The organism is Marinibaculum pumilum (assembly GCF_042646425.1).
In the GTDB taxonomy this organism is placed as follows: Bacteria; Pseudomonadota; Alphaproteobacteria; order Ferrovibrionales; family Ferrovibrionaceae; genus Marinibaculum; species Marinibaculum pumilum.
The window spans coordinates 71,017-86,436 of the sequence record NZ_JBHRTR010000015.1; the positions used below are offsets into that span (position 1 = coordinate 71,017).

Annotated in this window: 15 protein-coding genes; 9 read left to right on the forward strand and 6 right to left on the reverse strand. The window is 70.6% G+C overall.

From position 1 onward, the window contains the following. Window position 1: 1 nt before the first annotated feature. Both ACFOGJ_RS05205 and ACFOGJ_RS05210 read right to left on the reverse strand, forming a co-directional pair. On the reverse strand, window positions 2-1,201 hold the full coding sequence (locus tag ACFOGJ_RS05205; protein ID WP_379898665.1) for an acyl-CoA dehydrogenase: 1,200 nt from the start codon (window positions 1,199-1,201) through the stop codon (window positions 2-4). A 51-nt stretch (window positions 1,202-1,252) separates the two neighbouring features. After that, window positions 1,253-1,645, reverse strand: a complete 393-nt coding sequence (locus tag ACFOGJ_RS05210; RefSeq protein WP_379898666.1) for a RidA family protein — start codon at window positions 1,643-1,645, stop codon at window positions 1,253-1,255. 84 nt (window positions 1,646-1,729) lie between these two features. On the opposite strand from ACFOGJ_RS05210, the gene ACFOGJ_RS05215 reads away from it, so the two are divergent. Beyond that, window positions 1,730-2,077 carry a DUF6898 family protein gene (locus ACFOGJ_RS05215; protein ID WP_379898667.1) on the forward strand — a complete coding sequence of 116 codons (348 nt, stop codon included), beginning with the start codon at window positions 1,730-1,732 and terminating at the stop codon, window positions 2,075-2,077. 131 nt (window positions 2,078-2,208) lie between these two features. Then, entirely contained in the window at window positions 2,209-3,444 is a 1,236-nt protein-coding gene (locus ACFOGJ_RS05220) for an ABC transporter substrate-binding protein (RefSeq protein ID WP_379898668.1), read from the forward strand. A gap of 84 nt (window positions 3,445-3,528) precedes the next feature. Here ACFOGJ_RS05220 and ACFOGJ_RS05225 read toward each other — a convergent pair whose 3' ends face one another. The 4 genes from ACFOGJ_RS05225 to ACFOGJ_RS05240 are packed head-to-tail and all read right to left on the reverse strand — an operon-like array spanning window position 3,529 to window position 7,646. After that, window positions 3,529-4,881 (reverse strand): aminotransferase class III-fold pyridoxal phosphate-dependent enzyme, encoded by a 1,353-nt coding sequence (locus ACFOGJ_RS05225; protein ID WP_379898670.1) that lies wholly within the window; start codon window positions 4,879-4,881, stop codon window positions 3,529-3,531. A 58-nt stretch (window positions 4,882-4,939) separates the two neighbouring features. Beyond that, the gene (locus ACFOGJ_RS05230) at window positions 4,940-5,599 is read right to left on the reverse strand and encodes an HAD-IA family hydrolase (protein ID WP_379898671.1); all 660 of its coding nucleotides are present in this window, start codon (window positions 5,597-5,599) and stop codon (window positions 4,940-4,942) included. After that, the gene (locus tag ACFOGJ_RS05235) at window positions 5,596-6,852 is read right to left on the reverse strand and encodes a Tm-1-like ATP-binding domain-containing protein (RefSeq protein ID WP_379898672.1); all 1,257 of its coding nucleotides are present in this window, start codon (window positions 6,850-6,852) and stop codon (window positions 5,596-5,598) included. The genes ACFOGJ_RS05230 and ACFOGJ_RS05235 overlap by 4 nt, the downstream gene beginning before the upstream one ends. Beyond that, window positions 6,852-7,646, reverse strand: coding sequence for an IclR family transcriptional regulator (locus ACFOGJ_RS05240; protein WP_379898675.1), 795 nt, complete (start codon window positions 7,644-7,646; stop codon window positions 6,852-6,854). Before ACFOGJ_RS05240 ends, ACFOGJ_RS05235 begins: the two co-directional genes overlap by 1 nt. 198 nt (window positions 7,647-7,844) lie before the next feature. On the opposite strand from ACFOGJ_RS05240, the gene ACFOGJ_RS05245 reads away from it, so the two are divergent. The 7 genes from ACFOGJ_RS05245 (at window position 7,845) to ACFOGJ_RS05275 (ending at window position 15,384) form a co-directional block, all read left to right on the forward strand. Further along, window positions 7,845-8,783 carry a tripartite tricarboxylate transporter substrate binding protein gene (locus ACFOGJ_RS05245; protein WP_379898676.1) on the forward strand — a complete coding sequence of 313 codons (939 nt, stop codon included), beginning with the start codon at window positions 7,845-7,847 and terminating at the stop codon, window positions 8,781-8,783. Between the two features lie 123 nt (window positions 8,784-8,906). Next, window positions 8,907-9,395 (forward strand): hypothetical protein, encoded by a 489-nt coding sequence (locus ACFOGJ_RS05250; protein WP_379898678.1) that lies wholly within the window; start codon window positions 8,907-8,909, stop codon window positions 9,393-9,395. Window positions 9,396-9,404: 9 nt separating this feature from the next. Then, the gene (locus ACFOGJ_RS05255) at window positions 9,405-10,913 is read left to right on the forward strand and encodes a tripartite tricarboxylate transporter permease (RefSeq protein ID WP_379898679.1); all 1,509 of its coding nucleotides are present in this window, start codon (window positions 9,405-9,407) and stop codon (window positions 10,911-10,913) included. Then, window positions 10,900-12,384 (forward strand): aldehyde dehydrogenase, encoded by a 1,485-nt coding sequence (locus ACFOGJ_RS05260; RefSeq protein ID WP_379898681.1) that lies wholly within the window; start codon window positions 10,900-10,902, stop codon window positions 12,382-12,384. The genes ACFOGJ_RS05255 and ACFOGJ_RS05260 overlap by 14 nt, the downstream gene beginning before the upstream one ends. Beyond that, window positions 12,381-13,802, forward strand: coding sequence for a transaminase (locus ACFOGJ_RS05265; RefSeq protein WP_379898682.1), 1,422 nt, complete (start codon window positions 12,381-12,383; stop codon window positions 13,800-13,802). Before ACFOGJ_RS05260 ends, ACFOGJ_RS05265 begins: the two co-directional genes overlap by 4 nt. Continuing rightward, window positions 13,802-14,614, forward strand: coding sequence for an SDR family oxidoreductase (locus ACFOGJ_RS05270; protein ID WP_379898684.1), 813 nt, complete (start codon window positions 13,802-13,804; stop codon window positions 14,612-14,614). The genes ACFOGJ_RS05265 and ACFOGJ_RS05270 overlap by 1 nt, the downstream gene beginning before the upstream one ends. Further along, window positions 14,611-15,384, forward strand: coding sequence for an SDR family NAD(P)-dependent oxidoreductase (locus ACFOGJ_RS05275; protein WP_379898685.1), 774 nt, complete (start codon window positions 14,611-14,613; stop codon window positions 15,382-15,384). Before ACFOGJ_RS05270 ends, ACFOGJ_RS05275 begins: the two co-directional genes overlap by 4 nt. The last annotated feature ends 36 nt before the right edge of the window (window positions 15,385-15,420 follow it).

Consider the following 15,420-nt stretch of genomic DNA (forward strand, 5'->3'; position numbering starts at 1 on the left):
ACTACATGAAGGCCTGGATTCCGGTCTGCGCGCGACCCAGGATCAGGGCGTGGATGTCGTGCGTGCCCTCGTAGGTGTTCACCGTCTCCAGGTTCACCATGTGGCGCATCACCTGGTATTCCTCGTGGATGCCGTTGCCGCCGTGCATGTCGCGGGCGACACGGGCGATCTCCAGCGCCTTGCCGCAGGAATTGCGCTTGATCAGGGAGATCATCTCCGGCGCGGCGCGGCCATCGTCCTTCAGGCGCGCGACCTGCAGGCAGGCCGACAGGCCGATGCCGATCTCGGTCTGCATGTTGGCGAGCTTCAGCTGCACGATCTGGTTCGCCGCCAGCGGGCGGCCGAACTGCTTGCGGTCCATCACGTATTGCCGCGCCCGGTGCCAGCAATCCTCCGCCGCGCCCAGGGCGCCCCAGGCGATGCCGAAGCGGGCATTGTTAAGGCAGCCGAACGGCCCCTTCAGGCCCTGCACGTTGGGCAGCAGGTTCTCTTCCGGCACGAACACGTCGTCCATCACGATCTCGCCGGTGATGGAGGCGCGCAGGCTCATCTTCCCGGCGATCTTCGGCGCCGACAGGCCCTGCATCCCCTTCTCCAGGACGAAGCCGCGGATCACCCCGTCCTCGGTCTTCGCCCAGACCACGAAGACGTCGGCGATCGGCGCGTTGGAGATCCAGGTCTTCGAACCGGTCAGGCGATAGCCGCCATCGGCCTTCACCGCGCGGGTCTTCATCCCGCCCGGGTCCGAGCCATGGTCGGGCTCGGTCAGGCCGAAGCAGCCGATCAGCTCGCCCTTCGCCAGCCCCGGCAGGTACTTCTCCCGCTGTGCCTCGCTGCCATAGGCGTGGATCGGATGCATCACCAGGGAGGATTGCACGCTCATCATCGAGCGGTAGCCGGAATCGACCCGCTCCACCTCGCGCGCGATCAGGCCGTAGCAGGTGTAGGAGACGCCGGGGCAGCCATAGCCGTCGATGGTCGGACCCAGCAGGCCCAGCTCGCCCATCTCCCGGAAGATCGCCGGGTCGGTCTTCTCCTCCCGCCAGGCCTCGATCACTCGCGGCGACAGCTTCTCCTGCGCATAGTCGCGGGCGGTGTCGCGCACCATCCGCTCCTCCTCGGTCAGGTTCTGCTCCAGGCCCAGCGGGTCTTCCCAGTCGAAGGCGGCGCGGGCGGAACCCTGCGGCGTCTGAACGTTCATCGTCTCAATCCTCTTGTCGGGCGGGTGCCCAGGTCGGCCGCGGCCGGGCGGTCAGTCGGGCACCACCGCCGTGCTCTCGATTTCAACCTTGGCGCCAGGTTCCAGCAGGTCGGCGACCTGGACCAGGGTCATCGCCGGGTAGTGCTTGCCGATGACATCCTTGTAGGCTGCGCCGATCTCGCGGGAGGCGGCGCTGTATTCGTGCTTGTCGGTGACGTACCAGGTCATTCGCACGATATGCTGCGGGCCGGCGCCGGCCTCGCGCAGGACGGCCACCGTATTCTCCAGCGCCTGGCGCGCCTGGGCCGCGAAATCGTCGGAGACGATCCTGCATTCGGCGTCCCAGCCGATCTGGCCGGCGACGAAGACCTGGCGCCCGCTCGCCGCGATGCCGTTCGAATATCCCTTGGGACTGGCCCAGCCTGCCGGCTGCAGAACCTGCATTTCGCTTCCTCCTTGGCCATCGTATCATGTCTTTGTAGGGGCGCACCGCCGCCCGAACAAGATGCACCGGACGAGGGGCGCAGGATGCGCAGAGGCGGCACCGCCGACGGGGTTGGTGGCAGGGCAGGCGGCAGGGCAGTTGGTCGGGCGGGCAGCCGGACCGGGCGGAGCGCGACCGGAGCCGAACCCGCGCGGGCCGCCTCGTCGCCGAACCTGCCGCCCCTGGGCGGCGGCAAGCGGGGGCGGCGCAGCGATATCGGCGAGGTCCTGTTCGAATTCTGGCCGGCCGGGCGCTACGTCAAGGTCTCTGCCATGCATTCGGCGACCCTGACGGAGATCTCCATCGTCGGCGATGCCAGCCGCAGCCAGGCGGAACTGGAAGAGACCGCGCTGCAGAAGCTGCGCTACGTGCTGGGCCGCGCCCAACGCTGACCTCGCGGCTCCGATTGACGGGGCCTCTGTTGCCACCCCGGCCCCTTTGTGGCTGAGTCTGGCGGATTCTGCCCCGCTGCCCGGCATTCGGAGACCGGCGCCAAGGGGCCGCTCAAAGGGAGAAGATGGGAATGCGCAACAGAGAGACCTTGATGGCCCGCGTGGCGGCGACTGCCGCCGCTGCGCTGCTGGCCGGGACCGCGGCCACCGCGTCCGCAGCGGAGGTGAAGCTCGGTGCGCTGATGCCGATGACCGGCGGCCTGCAGGCCTATGGCGAGGCCTGCCTGCACGGCGTGGAGCTGGCCGCGGAAGAGGCCAATGCCGCCGGCGGCGTGCTGGGAAGCAAGGTGTCGGTGGTGGTCGCTGATACGCAGACCAAGCCGCAGCCGGCGATCGACGCGGCGAAGAAGCTGGTCACCATCGACAAGGTGGCGGGCATCATCGGCGCCCTGTCGTCGGGCAATACCGGGCCCGTCGCGTCCAGCGTGACCAGTGTCGAAGGCGTGCCGCAGATCTCTCCGGCTTCCACCGCGCCGAGCCTGACGAACCTTGTGGACAAGGACTTCCTGTACCGCACCGTTCCCTCCGACGCCTTCCAGGGCGTGGCCCTGGCGGAGATCGTGAAGGGCGCCGGGATCGACAATGTCGCGGTGATGTACATCAACAACGATTATGGCGACGGCCTCGCCTCCGCCTTCTCCAAGGCGTTCGGCACCCTGGGCGGCAATGTTTCCGCCGCCGGCGCGTTCGAGCCGAACAAGGCCTCCTATCGCGGCGAGCTGAAGGCCCTGTCCGGCGGCGGCGCGGAGAGCCTGGTGCTGATCGCCTATCCGGACGATGGCGGCCTGACCATCGTCAAGCAGGCGCTGGAGGAAGGCTATTTCGGCAAGTTCGTCTTTACCGACGGCATGAAGGCCGAGAAGGTCGTGGAACAGATCGGCGCGCAGTACCTGAACGGCTCGATCGGCTCCGCCCCGAAGGCGCTGGAGACCGATGCCGGCGGCATGTTCACCAAGATGTACGAGAAGAAGTATGGCGAGCTGCCGCCGCGCCCGTTCATCGATTCCTCCTATGACGCCGCGATGATCCTGATGCTGGCGATGGAGAAGGCCGGGTCGACCGATGGCACCAAGGTGCGCGACGCGATCCGCCAGGTCTCCAACCCGCCGGGCACCAAGATCCTGCCGGGCGAGTTCGCCAAGGCGGTCGACCTGATCAAGAAGGGCGAGAATATCGACTATGTCGGTGCCGCCGGTCAGCAGGACTTCGACGCTGCGGGCGACGTCTCCGGCACCTTCGAGGAATGGGCCATCGAGGACGGCAAGCTGGTCACCAAGCGCGTCTTCGCGCCGGGCAGCAGCTCGTAGGTTCAGCCTTCGCCCGCGAGCGGGCGGACGACTGCAACAACCTTGTGGGGGAGGGGCGCGACGGAAGTCGGGCCCCTTCTTCGTTCAGGCGACCGCGGACAGGCCTGCGTCGATGGCGGCGCCGATGGCGCGGATCTCCTCGGCGGTGACGATCAGCGGCGGCGACAGGATGACGTTCGGCCCCGACACCCGCAGCATGGCGCCGGCGGCATAGGCGGTGTCGGCGACCTTCGTCATCACCGCCTTGTCGGCGGGGGCCTTGCTGTCCCTGTCCGAGACCAGCTCCAGCGCCGCCATCAGGCCGCGGCAGCGGACATCGCCCACCAGCGGGTGACGTGCCTTCAGATCCTCCAGCACGGCGGCCAGTTCGGCACCGCGGGCGGCGGCATTCTCGTCCAGCCGCAGCCGCTTCGTCTCCGCCAGGGCAGCCAGGCCGGCGGCGCAGCCGACCGGATGCCCGGAATAGGTATAGCCGTGGCCGATGGCGCCGAAGCTGCTCCGGTCGGCCTCGAAGACCTCCGCCATCCGCCCGCCGATCATGGTGGCGCCCAGCGGGAAATAGCCCGAGGTCACCGCCTTGGCGATCGTCATCATGTCCGGCTTCACCCCGGTCAGGCGGGCGCCCGCCCAGGCGCCGGTGCGGCCGAAGGCGGTCACCACCTCGTCTGCGATCAGCAGGATCTCGTGGCGGTCGCAGACCTCGCGCACCAGCGGCAGGAAGCTGTCCGGCGGCACGATCACCCCGCCGGCGCCGAGCACCGGTTCCATGATGAAGGCGGCGATGGTGTCCGGGCCCTGGAAGGCGATCTCGTCCTCCAATGCCCGGACGCAGAGCCGCGCCAGCCGCTCGGGGTCGGTCTCGTCGAACGGGTTGCGATAGGCATAGGGGGCGGGGATGTGGAAGACGCCGGGCAGAAGCGGCTCGTAGTTGCGGCGGAAATTGGCATTGCCGTTGACCGAGGCGCCGCCGAAATGGGTGCCGTGATAGCCCTTCTTGAGGGCGATGAACTTGGTGCGGTCACCCTGGCCGCGGATCTTCCAGTACTGCCGCGCCAGGCGCAGCGCCGTCTCCACGGAATCGGAGCCGCCGGAGGTGAAGAGCGCGCGGGTCATGCCTTCCGGCGCGAACCATTGCGCCAGTTCCCAGGCGAGCTCGATGGACGGGCCGGTGGAGGTGCCGCGGAAGCCCGAATAGTAGGGCAGGGCGTCCAGCTGCGCGGCGATCGCCTGTTTCACCGGGTCGCAGCTATAGCCGAGATTGACGTTCCACAGGCCGCCGACGGCGTCCAGCACCTCACGCCCTTCCAGGTCGGTCACGTAGGCGCCGCGGCCCTTCATGATGACGTGCGGCGGATTGCGCTTCATCTCCGCCGGATGCGCCATCGGGTGCCAGATATGCTTGGCATTGTTTTCGGTCAGGAAATTGGCGTCGCGCATGGCAGTTTCCGATCAGTCAGGAGGGCGGGGTCCGGCAGCCGTCGTCAGGCAGTTGTCTTCAGGCGGGCGCAGGCAGGCCGAGATGGCCCAGCGCCTCCGCATAGGAGGCGGCCGGCCGGCGCACGTCGAACTGCACGGTGCGCATGCCGGCGGCGGCCGCGCCGGCGATGTTGCGCGCCTGGTCGTCGACGAAGACGCAGGCGGCGGCCGGCAGGTCCAGCGCTTCCAGCGCCGCGCCATAGGCACGGGGGTCGGGCTTCAGGATGCCGGTATGGGTGGCGTCGACGATGGCGTCGAACAGGGCGAGCATGGGCAGGCGGTGGCGGAAGTCGCTGCCGTAGAACAGGTCGAGCTCGTTGGACAGGATCGCCAGCCGGATGCCGGCGCGATGGGCGGCGTCGACCGCCGCCACAGCCTCTGGGCGGATCGCCGCCTCCGGCTCCGCGCCGCGGGCGCGCTGCACGAAGACCTGCATGTCCTGCCAGTCCTCGCCGACGAGGCGGCCGACCTCCCGCGTGCGGGCGGTCCAGTAGTCCCGTTCGGAGATCCGTCCCGCCTGCATCTCCTGCCACAGCGGGTCGCTGTCCGGATCGAAGGGGCCACGCCAGGTCAGGGTGCCCGGCGGCAGGCCCAGTGCCGCCTCGGTCATGGCATGGGTCTCGAACAGGGTCCGGGTCACCACGCCGCCGAAGTCGAGGACCAGGGCACGGGCGGTCATGAAACGGCCTCCGGCCGGCCGGGCGGCACGATGCCGTCGGCGACCCAGCGGTCGAAGATCGCCAGCGCCGTGGCGACGAATTCGGGGCTGTTGATATGACCTTCGATCTCCACCAGCTCGATCGGCGGCCGGATCGCGCCGCGCATCTCCGCCAGGAAGGTGTCCAGCGCTTCCGGCTCGTGCAGCGGCTCGCCGGCCTGGTCCCATTCCTGGATGCCGCCGGCCGGCAGGATGAAGGCGACCGGCCCGGCCGCGTCGGCGAGCTTCGCGGCGATCGCATGCGCGATCCGGCAGCGCCCTTCCGCACCGGAGGTGACGGAGGCGAGCAGCCGGTTATGGGCGTGGTAGGGGCGGCCGTCGAAGCCCGCCGGCACCGCCTGCCAGGTGGGGAAGTCGACCATGTCGATCGCACCCGGCGCGACGATCTGCGGGATCCCGGCACGGCCCGCATTCTCCAGCCTGTCCGCGCCGGACGACACCACGGAGCCGTTCAGGTGGTTGGCGACCTCCTGCAGGCTGAAATCCATCACCGCGACGAAGCCGCGCTGTGCCGCCAGCGATTCCAGGGCGCGGCCGCCCATCCCGGTGGTGTGGAAGATCACCGCCTCGTAGCCGCGACGCTCCAGCTCCGGCCGCAGTTCCACCATGTAGCGCAGGCAGGACTTGCCGAGGGAGGAGATCGCCACGACCGGCCGTTCCTGCCGCGGCCGGGCAACCGACCGGGCGGCGCCGACGGCGGCACCGGCGGCCTGCGACAGCACCGCCCGGCAGGTCTCGTTCAGGCCGTACAGCCCGCCGGCCCAGAGGATCATCATCAGGTCGGCGGTCACCCGGTCCGGCGGGATCAGGTGCGAGAAGGCGATGGTGGAGACGATGATCTTCGGCACCCCCAGGGGCAAGGCGGCGGCCACGTCCAGCGCCAGGTCGGTGCCCATCGTGCCGCCCAGCGCCACGACAGCGTCGATCTCCCCCTCGCGCTGCAGCCTGGCGGCCAGCGCCGCCGCGCCCTTGGCCATCAGGGCCATCGCGCTGTTCTCGTCGCCCGACGCGGCGATGGCGTCGATGCTGCTGCCGGCGGCCCGGGCCACCGCGTGCTTGTCATGCGCGGGCCGGTACGGCGGATCGCCCAGCACGCTGACATCCAGCATGACCGGGCGGCCGCCGGCCGCCTCCACCTTGCCGGCCAGGTAGGAGAGTTCGTCCGATTTGGTGTCGCCTGTGCCGATGACCAGGATCCGCGGGGGCTGCTGCATCAGGTCCGTCTCCCTCGCCCGGCGGGCCGCTTTCTGCCGGTGATCTCGACCCGGCCGCCATTCAGTCGTTCCGTGATCGCGCCTGCTGCCGTCGCGACGGCCTGGCCGCGGCCGGCCACGATCTCCTCCGGGCAGCGCACCAGCGGGGCGGCGATCGCCAGCGTGCCGATGGCAAAGCCGTCGGCGCCGAGGATCGCGGCGCCGACGCTGAAGACGCCTTCCTCATAGCCCTGCTCGCTGCGCGACCAGCCGCGGTCGCGCGCCTCCTCGACCGAGGTCCGCAGCGTCTCCGGGTCGGTAACCGTGTGGGAGGTGAAGGCCGGCAGGGCGCGGGCAAGGGCGGCCTCCAGATGCGCCGACCGTGCCGCCGCCAGGAAGGCGATGCCGGAGGCGGTGGAATGCAGGGGCAGTTCCTCGCCCACATTCACATTGACCCGGTTCGCCCGCGGCGGATGTTCGACATAGACCGTGCGCAGCGAGCCATTGCTGGCCTCCGACAGGTGCACCGTCTCAGCCGTCTCCTCCGCCAGTTCGCGGATGACGGGCAGGGAGGTCTGCAGGAAGGGCAGCCGTTCCTCGCGCAGCCGGGCGAGGCGGGTCAGGCCGGGTCCCAGCCGGTACATGCGGCTGTCGACGTCCTGCTCCACGAAGCCATGTTCGCCGAGCGCCATCAGCAGGCGCCGGGTCGTGGCCTTGTCGAAGCCGGACAGGCGGGACAGCTCGGTCAGGCCGATCTCCGGCGCGTCGATACTGAACAGCTCCAGCAGGGACAGCGCCTTGCCGACGGTGCTCAACGCCCACTCCTCGTCACGGCACCCCCTTTGCCCGCTGCACCTGCCGCGATCCTGCCGCGGCCCCTCACAAACAGGTTGACAGCAAGCCGCATGGCTTGCAAGTCTATATTTGAACTAATGGTTCATATAATGAACCGATAACAAGCGAACCCGAAAACAGGGGGCGCCGCATCGCCGGCGCCGGGAAGGAGGTTCAGCATGCGCAAGTCGATGGCCGCACTGCTTATGGGGGCCGTCCTGGCCTTGTCGCTGCAGGGAGCGGCGCTGGCGGAATATCCGGAGCGCCCGGTCAGCTTCATCGTTCCCTGGCCGCCCGGCGATCTGGAGGACCAGCTGACCCGGATCATCGCCGAGCGCTTCACCGCGGAGGCCGGCGCGCCGGCCAAGGTGGTGAACCGGCCGGGCGGCGGCGGGGTCGAAGGCGCCACGGCGGTGGCCCGGGCCGCAGCCGACGGCTATACGATCGGCTCCTTCGTGATCGACGTGCCGACCATGCATATCATCCAGGGCAATGCGCCCTACGACCGCGCCAGTTTCGAGCCGGTGGGCATCTTCCTGACCTATCCGTTCGCCCTCGTGGCGCGGAAGGACGCGCCCTACGACGACCTCGCCGGCCTGGCCGCCCATGCCAGGGAGAACCGGGTCACCCTCGGGCATTTCGGCTACGACCTGATTCCCACGATGGCGACCTTCCGCGCCGCGCAGGAACTCGGATTTTCCTTCGGTGCCGATGCCGCGTTCGATTCACTGGACTGCGCCACCCTCGCGAACGGCGATGCCGACGTGATGAACACCACGATGGCGACGGTCCTGCCCTGTCTCGACGAGATCAAGGTGCTGGCCGCCTATACCGACGCGCCGCTGTCGATCAAACCCGACGCCAAGCTCCTGTCGGCGCAGGTGCCGGGCCTGGACATCACCCTGTGGAACGGCCTGTTCGTGCCCGCGGGCACCCCGCAGGCCGTGAAGGACAAGCTTTCCGCCATCGCCAGCGCGGCGATGCAGAGCGACAAGGCGAAGGCGGTCGCCGAGGCGACCGGCGCCGGTGTCTACTGGCTCGGCGCGGAAGAGGCCAGGGCACGCATCGACAAGGACTATGCCGATGCCGAGGCCCTGGTGAAGTCCCTCAAGCAGTAGCGCCGGCGGTGCGCGGCGCGGGCCGCCGGGATGTCGTCCGGACCGGTTTCAGGGTCAGGCCCGGGGCCGGGGGCCGAGGACCGCATCCCGCCGGAGACGGAGGCCCTGGTCGGCGCCGCATTCTTGGCGCTTGCAGTGCTGCTAGCGGCGCTGCTGCCGGTCGCGACCGAAACCCAGCCAGCAGGCAAGGCCTGGTTCCTGTCGCCGCGCAATGCGCCGCTCATCGGCCTGGCGATGATGGCGCTGCCCGGGCTGCTGCTGGGGCTGCGCGCCTTTCGCGGCTGGCGCGCAGCCGGCGACCGCGCCGCCTGTGCCCGGCGGATGGCCTTCGCCTTCCGCGACCTGGGCCCGGGGCTCGGCTACGCCGCCCTGTTCTGCGGCTATCTGTTCGCCCTGCCGCTGGCGGGATTCGCGCTGTCGACCCTGGCCTTCGGCCAGGCCTGCCTCTGGCTTGCCGGGCTGAGAAGCCTGCGCTGGGCAGGGTGGAACCTGCTGTTCGCGGTCGTCCTGGTCCTGGTGCTGCGTGCCGGCATGGGGCTCTGGTTTCCGCATGCCGCCCTGTTCCACTGGCTGCCGGGCGGGCTCGGCAATGCCGTCTCGCCCTATCTCTAGGCCCGGGCGATGGACGCGATCCTTCTTGGCCTCGAGCAGGTCGCCGTCCCGGCGGTGCTGCTGGCGCTGGTCGCCGGCGCCGTGATCGGCATCCTGATCGGCGCCGTGCCGGGCCTGGAGCCGGCCGGGGCGATGGCGGTCCTGCTGCCCTTCACCCTGGGGATGGAACCGCTTGCCGGCGTGACCCTGCTGCTCGGCACCTATGGCGGTGCCTGGTATGGCGGGGCGATCCCGGCGATCCTGCTGCGGGTGCCCGGTACCCCGGTGAACGTGCTGACCACCTACGACGGCTATCCGATGGCCCAGCGCGGAGAGGCGCATCGCGCCCTGTCGCTGGCCTATTCCTCCTCCTTCATCGGCGGCATCGCCAGCGTACTGGCCCTGATCGTGCTGGCGCCGCATCTCGCCGCCATCGCCGGCAGCTTCGGCGCGGCGGAGTTCGCCATGGTGGCGCTGGTCGCCATCGTCTCCGTCCTGCTGGCGCACCAGAAGCAGGGGCTGGCGGCGATCATGTCGCTGGGCTTCGGGCTCTTCCTGGGGTCGGTGGGCTTCGAGGGGGTGTTCAATTCGCAGCGCTTCACCTTCGGCGAGCCGTTCCTGATGGGCGGCATACCGCTGGTGCCGACCGTGATCGGCCTGTTCGCGATGTCCCAGGCCTTCATCCTGCTGCGGGGCCGGGCGCGCGCCGGCACGGTCGACGCTCCCTACCGCAACCGCCTGCGCGGCCTGGCGGAGGCGTTGCGCTACCCGCGGACCCTGGCCCGCTCCACGGGGCTCGGGCTCAGCATGGGCCTGCTGCCCGGGGTGGGGGAGTTCGGCGCGCAGTTCCTGTCCTATTCCCTGGCCCGGCGGGCGTCCCGCAACCCGGAGAGGTTCGGCAAGGGCGCGCCGGAAGGGCTGATCGCTTCGGAGGCGTCGATCAACGCCTGCACCTCCACTGCGATGGTACCGCTGCTGGCGCTGGGCATCCCGGTCGATCCGCTGATGGCGATGATCCTGTCGGTCTTCGTGATCCACAACTACATCCCCGGGCCGCGGCTGTTCGCGGAGCATCCGGAGTTCATCTCCGGGCTCTACGTCTCGCTGTTCCTGCTCAACATCGTGGTGCTGCTGGTGCTGCTGGTATCGACCCGCACCATCACCCGGCTGGCCGCGATCGAGCCGCGCTTCATCGGCATGACCGTGCTCGTGCTCTCCCTGGTCGGCGCCTACACCCAGAACTACCGGATCTCCGACGCGCTGATCGCTGTGGTCTTCGGGATCGTCGGCCTGGTGCTGCTGCGCAGCCGGATCCCGCCCTTTCCCCTGGTGATCGGCCTGGTGCTGGGGCCGCTGTTGGAGAGCCGCATGATGCAGTCGCTGGCGCTTGCCGGCGGCGACCCCTCGATTTTCGTCACCCGGCCGATCGCCGCGGTGCTGCTGGCGATTGCCCTGGCGGGACTGCTGCTGTTCGTCGCCGGGCTGCTGCGCGACCGGCGCGGCCCGTCGCCACAGGAGGATCGTCGTGAAGCAGGCTGAGATCGACAGGGAGCGCGCCCGCCCGGTGCCGCCGCGCCAGCTGTTCGTCGACGGGGACTGGACGCCGGCCCTGTCGGCGGCGGTGCTGGACGTGATCTCGCCGATCGACGGCAGCCGCCTGACCAGCATCGCCGATGCCGGGCCGGCGGATGTGGACCGGGCCGTCGCCGCGGCGCGGCGTGCCTTCGAGCATGGCGGCTGGTCGCGCATGGCGCCGGCCGGCCGCAAGAGGGTGCTGCTGCGCCTGGCCGACCTGATCGAGGCGCATGCGCTGGAGCTGGCGGTGCTGGGGGTGCGCGACAACGGCACCGAGATCGGCATGGCCTACAAGGCGGAGCCGCTGTCCGCCGCCGGCACCTTCCGCTGGTACGCGGAGGCGGTCGACAAGGTCTATGGCGAGATCGCCCCGACCGCTGCCGACGTTCTGGGCCTGGTACACCGGGAGCCTCTCGGTGTCGTGGCCGCGATCGTGCCCTGGAACTTCCCGATGATGATCGGCGCCTGGAAGATCGCGCCCGCGCTGGCCGCCGGCAATGCGGTGGTGGTGAAGCCGCCGGAGGGCGCCTCGCTCACCCTGCTGCGGCTTGCCGAGCTGGCGGCGGAAGCCGGCCTGCCGGAAGGTGTGCTGAATGTCGTCACCGGCCGCGGCGCGGTGGCGGGCGAGGCGCTGGGCCTTCACATGGATGTCGACGCGATTGCCTTCACCGGCTCGGGTGCGGTCGGGCGCCGCCTGCTGGACTATGCCGCGCGGTCGAACCTGAAGCGGGTGCATCTGGAACTGGGCGGCAAGTCGCCGAACATCGTCTTCGACGATGTCGCCGATATCGCCCGCGCGGCGCAGGTTTCCGCCAGCGGCATCTTCCGCAATTCGGGCCAGGTCTGCGTCGCAGGCTCGCGCCTGCTGGTGCAGTCCGGCGTGCACGACCGCTTCGTCGAGGCACTGCTGGCGGCCACGGCGAAGCTGCGGGTGGGCGATCCGCTCGACCTGGCGTCCGGCATCGGGGCGATATCCAGCGCCGAGCAGCTGGCGAAGAACCTCGATCATGTCGCGGCTGCGGAGGCGGAAGGCGCGGAACGCCTGACCGGCGGCAACCGCCTGCTGGAGGAGAGCGGCGGCTTCTACATGGCGCCGACGGTGTTCGACAGGGTCCGGCCGGAGATGCGGCTGTCCCGCGAGGAGGTGTTCGGTCCCGTGCTGGCGATTACCGCCTTCGACACCGAGGAGGAGGCGGTGCGGCTCGCCAACGGCACCGACTACGGCCTTGCCGCCGCGGTCTGGACCGCCGACCTGTCGCGTGCCCATCGCATGGTGCGCGCCGTGCGCGCCGGCGTGGTCCATGTGAACACCTATGGCGGCACCGACATCACCGTGCCGCTGGGCGGCTTCCGGCAGTCGGGGTTCGGGCGCGACAAGTCGTTGCACGCGTTCGACGGCTATTCCGACCTGAAGACCGCGTGGATCGCCCTGTGAGCGCCCCTGGAAGCTCCTCTGGAAGCACCCCTGGGGCCGCCGGCGGCGACCGTGCGGCACGGATCGACGCCCTGATCGAGCGCGAGCAGGAGCGCTTCCGCCAGAGCCATCCGCGCGCCGCCGCCGCCTGGGAGGAGGGGCAGCAGCATTTCCTGTACGGCGCCCCGTCGCACTGGATGCGGCGCTGGGCCGGCGGCTTCCCGGTCTATGTGGCGGAAGCGCAGGGCGCGCGGATCGTCGATATCGACGGCCGCGACTATGTCGATTTCTGCCTCGGCGATACCGGCGGCATGTGCGGCCATGCGCCGGAGCCGGTGACCCGCGCGGCGGTGCGCCAGCTGCAGCGCGGCGCGACGACGATGCTGCCGACCCTGGACAGCCTCTGGGTGGGCGCGGAACTGGCCCGGCGCTTCGGCCTGCCGTACTGGACCCTGACCACCTCCGCCACCGACGCCAATCGCGGCGCGATCCGGATCGCCCGCATGATCACCGGCCGCGACAAGGTGCTGGTCTTTTCCGGCTGCTATCACGGCGGGGTGGAGGAGGCGCATGTCGAGATCCGCGAGGGGCGGGTCGGCCTGCGCAACATGATCCATCCCAACGGCGTGGACCATGAGGCGGTCTCCAGGGTGGTGGAGTTCAACGACATCGCGGCGCTGGAGGCGGCGCTGGCCGAGGGCGACATCGCCTGCGTGCTGACCGAGCCGCTGATGACGAACTTCGGCATGATCCCGGTGGCGGAGGGGTTCCACGCGGCGCTGCGCGCGGCGACCCGGCGCGCCGGCACCCTGCTGGTGATCGACGAGACGCACACGATCTCCTGCGGCCCCGGCGGCTATACCGCCCTGCACGGGCTGGAGCCGGACATCCTGGTGGCCGGCAAGGCGATCGCCGGCGGCGTGCCGGCCGGCATCTTCGGCGTCAGCGCGGCGGTCGCGGAGCGCATGTGGGCGCAGGTGCCGCGGACCAACCCGAAGCACCGGCAGTCGGCGCATCTGGGCATCGGCGGCACCCTGGCGGGCAATGCGCTGACCGTCGCCACCATGCGCGCGGTGCTGGAAGAGGTGTTGACCCCCGACGCCTTTGGGCGGATGACCGCCTGCGCCGGGCGGCTGGCGGAAGGGGCGGAGGCGGTGATCGCCGAACATGCGCTGCCCTGGCATGTCACCCGCATCGGCGCGCGGGCGGAGATCATGTTCTCGCCCGCGCCGCCCACCTGCGGCGCCGACGTGATCGCCGGCCGCGATCCCGGCCTGGAGACCCTGCTGCACGCCTTCTACATGAACGAGGGCGTGCTGGTGACGCCGTTCCACACCATGTTCCTGTGCTGCCCCGCGACGACCGAGGCCGATGTCGACCGGCACACGGCGGTGTTCCGCCGCTTCGTCGCCCTGCTGCGGCAGGAGGGGCTGGCCTGATGCCGGGCCCGGGCTTCGACCTGTCCGGCCGGGTGGCGCTGGTGACCGGCGGCGCACGCGGCATCGGCGCCGCCATCGTCACCCGCTTCGCCGAGGCCGGCGCGACACTGGTCTGCGCCAACCGCACCCTGGCGCCGGCGGAGGAACTGGCCGACGGCTTGCGCGGGCGCGGCATGGCCGTCTCCGCCGCGCCGATCGGCGGCCTCGGCCGCAGCGATCTTGCGGCACTGGTGGATGGCTGCGCGGACCGTCACGGCCGGCTGGACATCCTGGTCCACAATGCCGGCGGATGCCCGTGGGCGGAACTGGAGGCGCTGCAGGAGGCGGAACTGGAGGCGGCGCTCGACGTCAACCTGAAGGCCTGCTTCTGGCTGGCGCAGGCCGCGATCCCGCATATGCGCCGCAACCGGCATGGCCGGATCCTGGTCACCTCCTCGGTCTCCGCGCGGGTGGCGATGGGCGGCGGCGCCCATTACGCGGCGGCCAAGGCCGGCGCCAACGCCTTCATCCGCGGCGCCGCCTTCGAGCTCGCCCGCGACGGCATCACGGTGAACGGGGTCGAGCCGGGCTTCATCGCCAAGCCCGGCCGCGGCAGCCTCAGCACGCCGGAGGCGCTGGCGGCGATCGGCCGGCACGTGCCGATGGGCCATGCCGGCGCGGCCGACGACATCGCCTTCGCCATGCTCTACCTCGCCTCCGACGAGGCGCGATACACCACCGGGCAGACCATCGTGGTCGATGGCGGCGCCACCCTGCCGGAGACCGGCTTCGCCGTGGAACGCCGCTGGGGCCCGGCCGGAGGCCTCGCGTGAGGAGGCGGCTGCAGGGGCGGCGGGCCCTCGTCGCCGGGGCGGCGACCGGGATCGGCCGCGCCACGGCGGAACTGTTCGCCCGCGAGGGGGCCGATCTCGTGCTGTTCGGCCTGGGCGGGGCGGCGCTGGACGATGCTGCCGCCGCCACCGGCGGCCGCGCGGTGCATGGCGATGTCACCCTGGCCGCCGATATCGGCGCCGCGATCGCGGCCTGCGACGGCCGGCTGGAGATCCTGGTCAACGCCGCCGGGCTGATCGTGCCGGACCGCCCGGCATCGGTCGACGACGCGGTCTGGGAGCGCACCCTTCGGGTCAACCTGACCGGTGCGATGATGACCTGCCGCGCGGCGCTGCCGCTGCTGGCGCGGGCCGGCGGCGCGGTGGTCAACATCGCCTCCGTCGCCGCCTTCAATGCCAGTCCGGACTCCGCCAGCTATGCCGCCAGCAAGGCGGGGCTGGTGGCCTATACCCGGTCGCTCGCCTACGCCCATGGCGGCGACGGCATCCGCGCCAATGCGGTGGCGCCGGGCTGGGTGCGCACGCCGATGAGCGAGATGGAGATGGACCTGGCGGCCGCCGCTGCCGGGACCGACCGCGATGCGGCGTTCGCCGCGCTGGCCGGGCGCATCGCGCTCGGCCGGATCGCGATGCCGGCGGAAATCGCCGCCTGCTGCCTGTTCCTGGCCTCCGACGAGGCCTCCTTCGTGACCGGTGCGGTCCTTGTCGCCGATGGCGGCGGCCGCGCACCGACGCAGAACCGGGCCGTGTGATGGCCCCCGCCGCAGCCTAGCGCCGGCCGCAGCCAG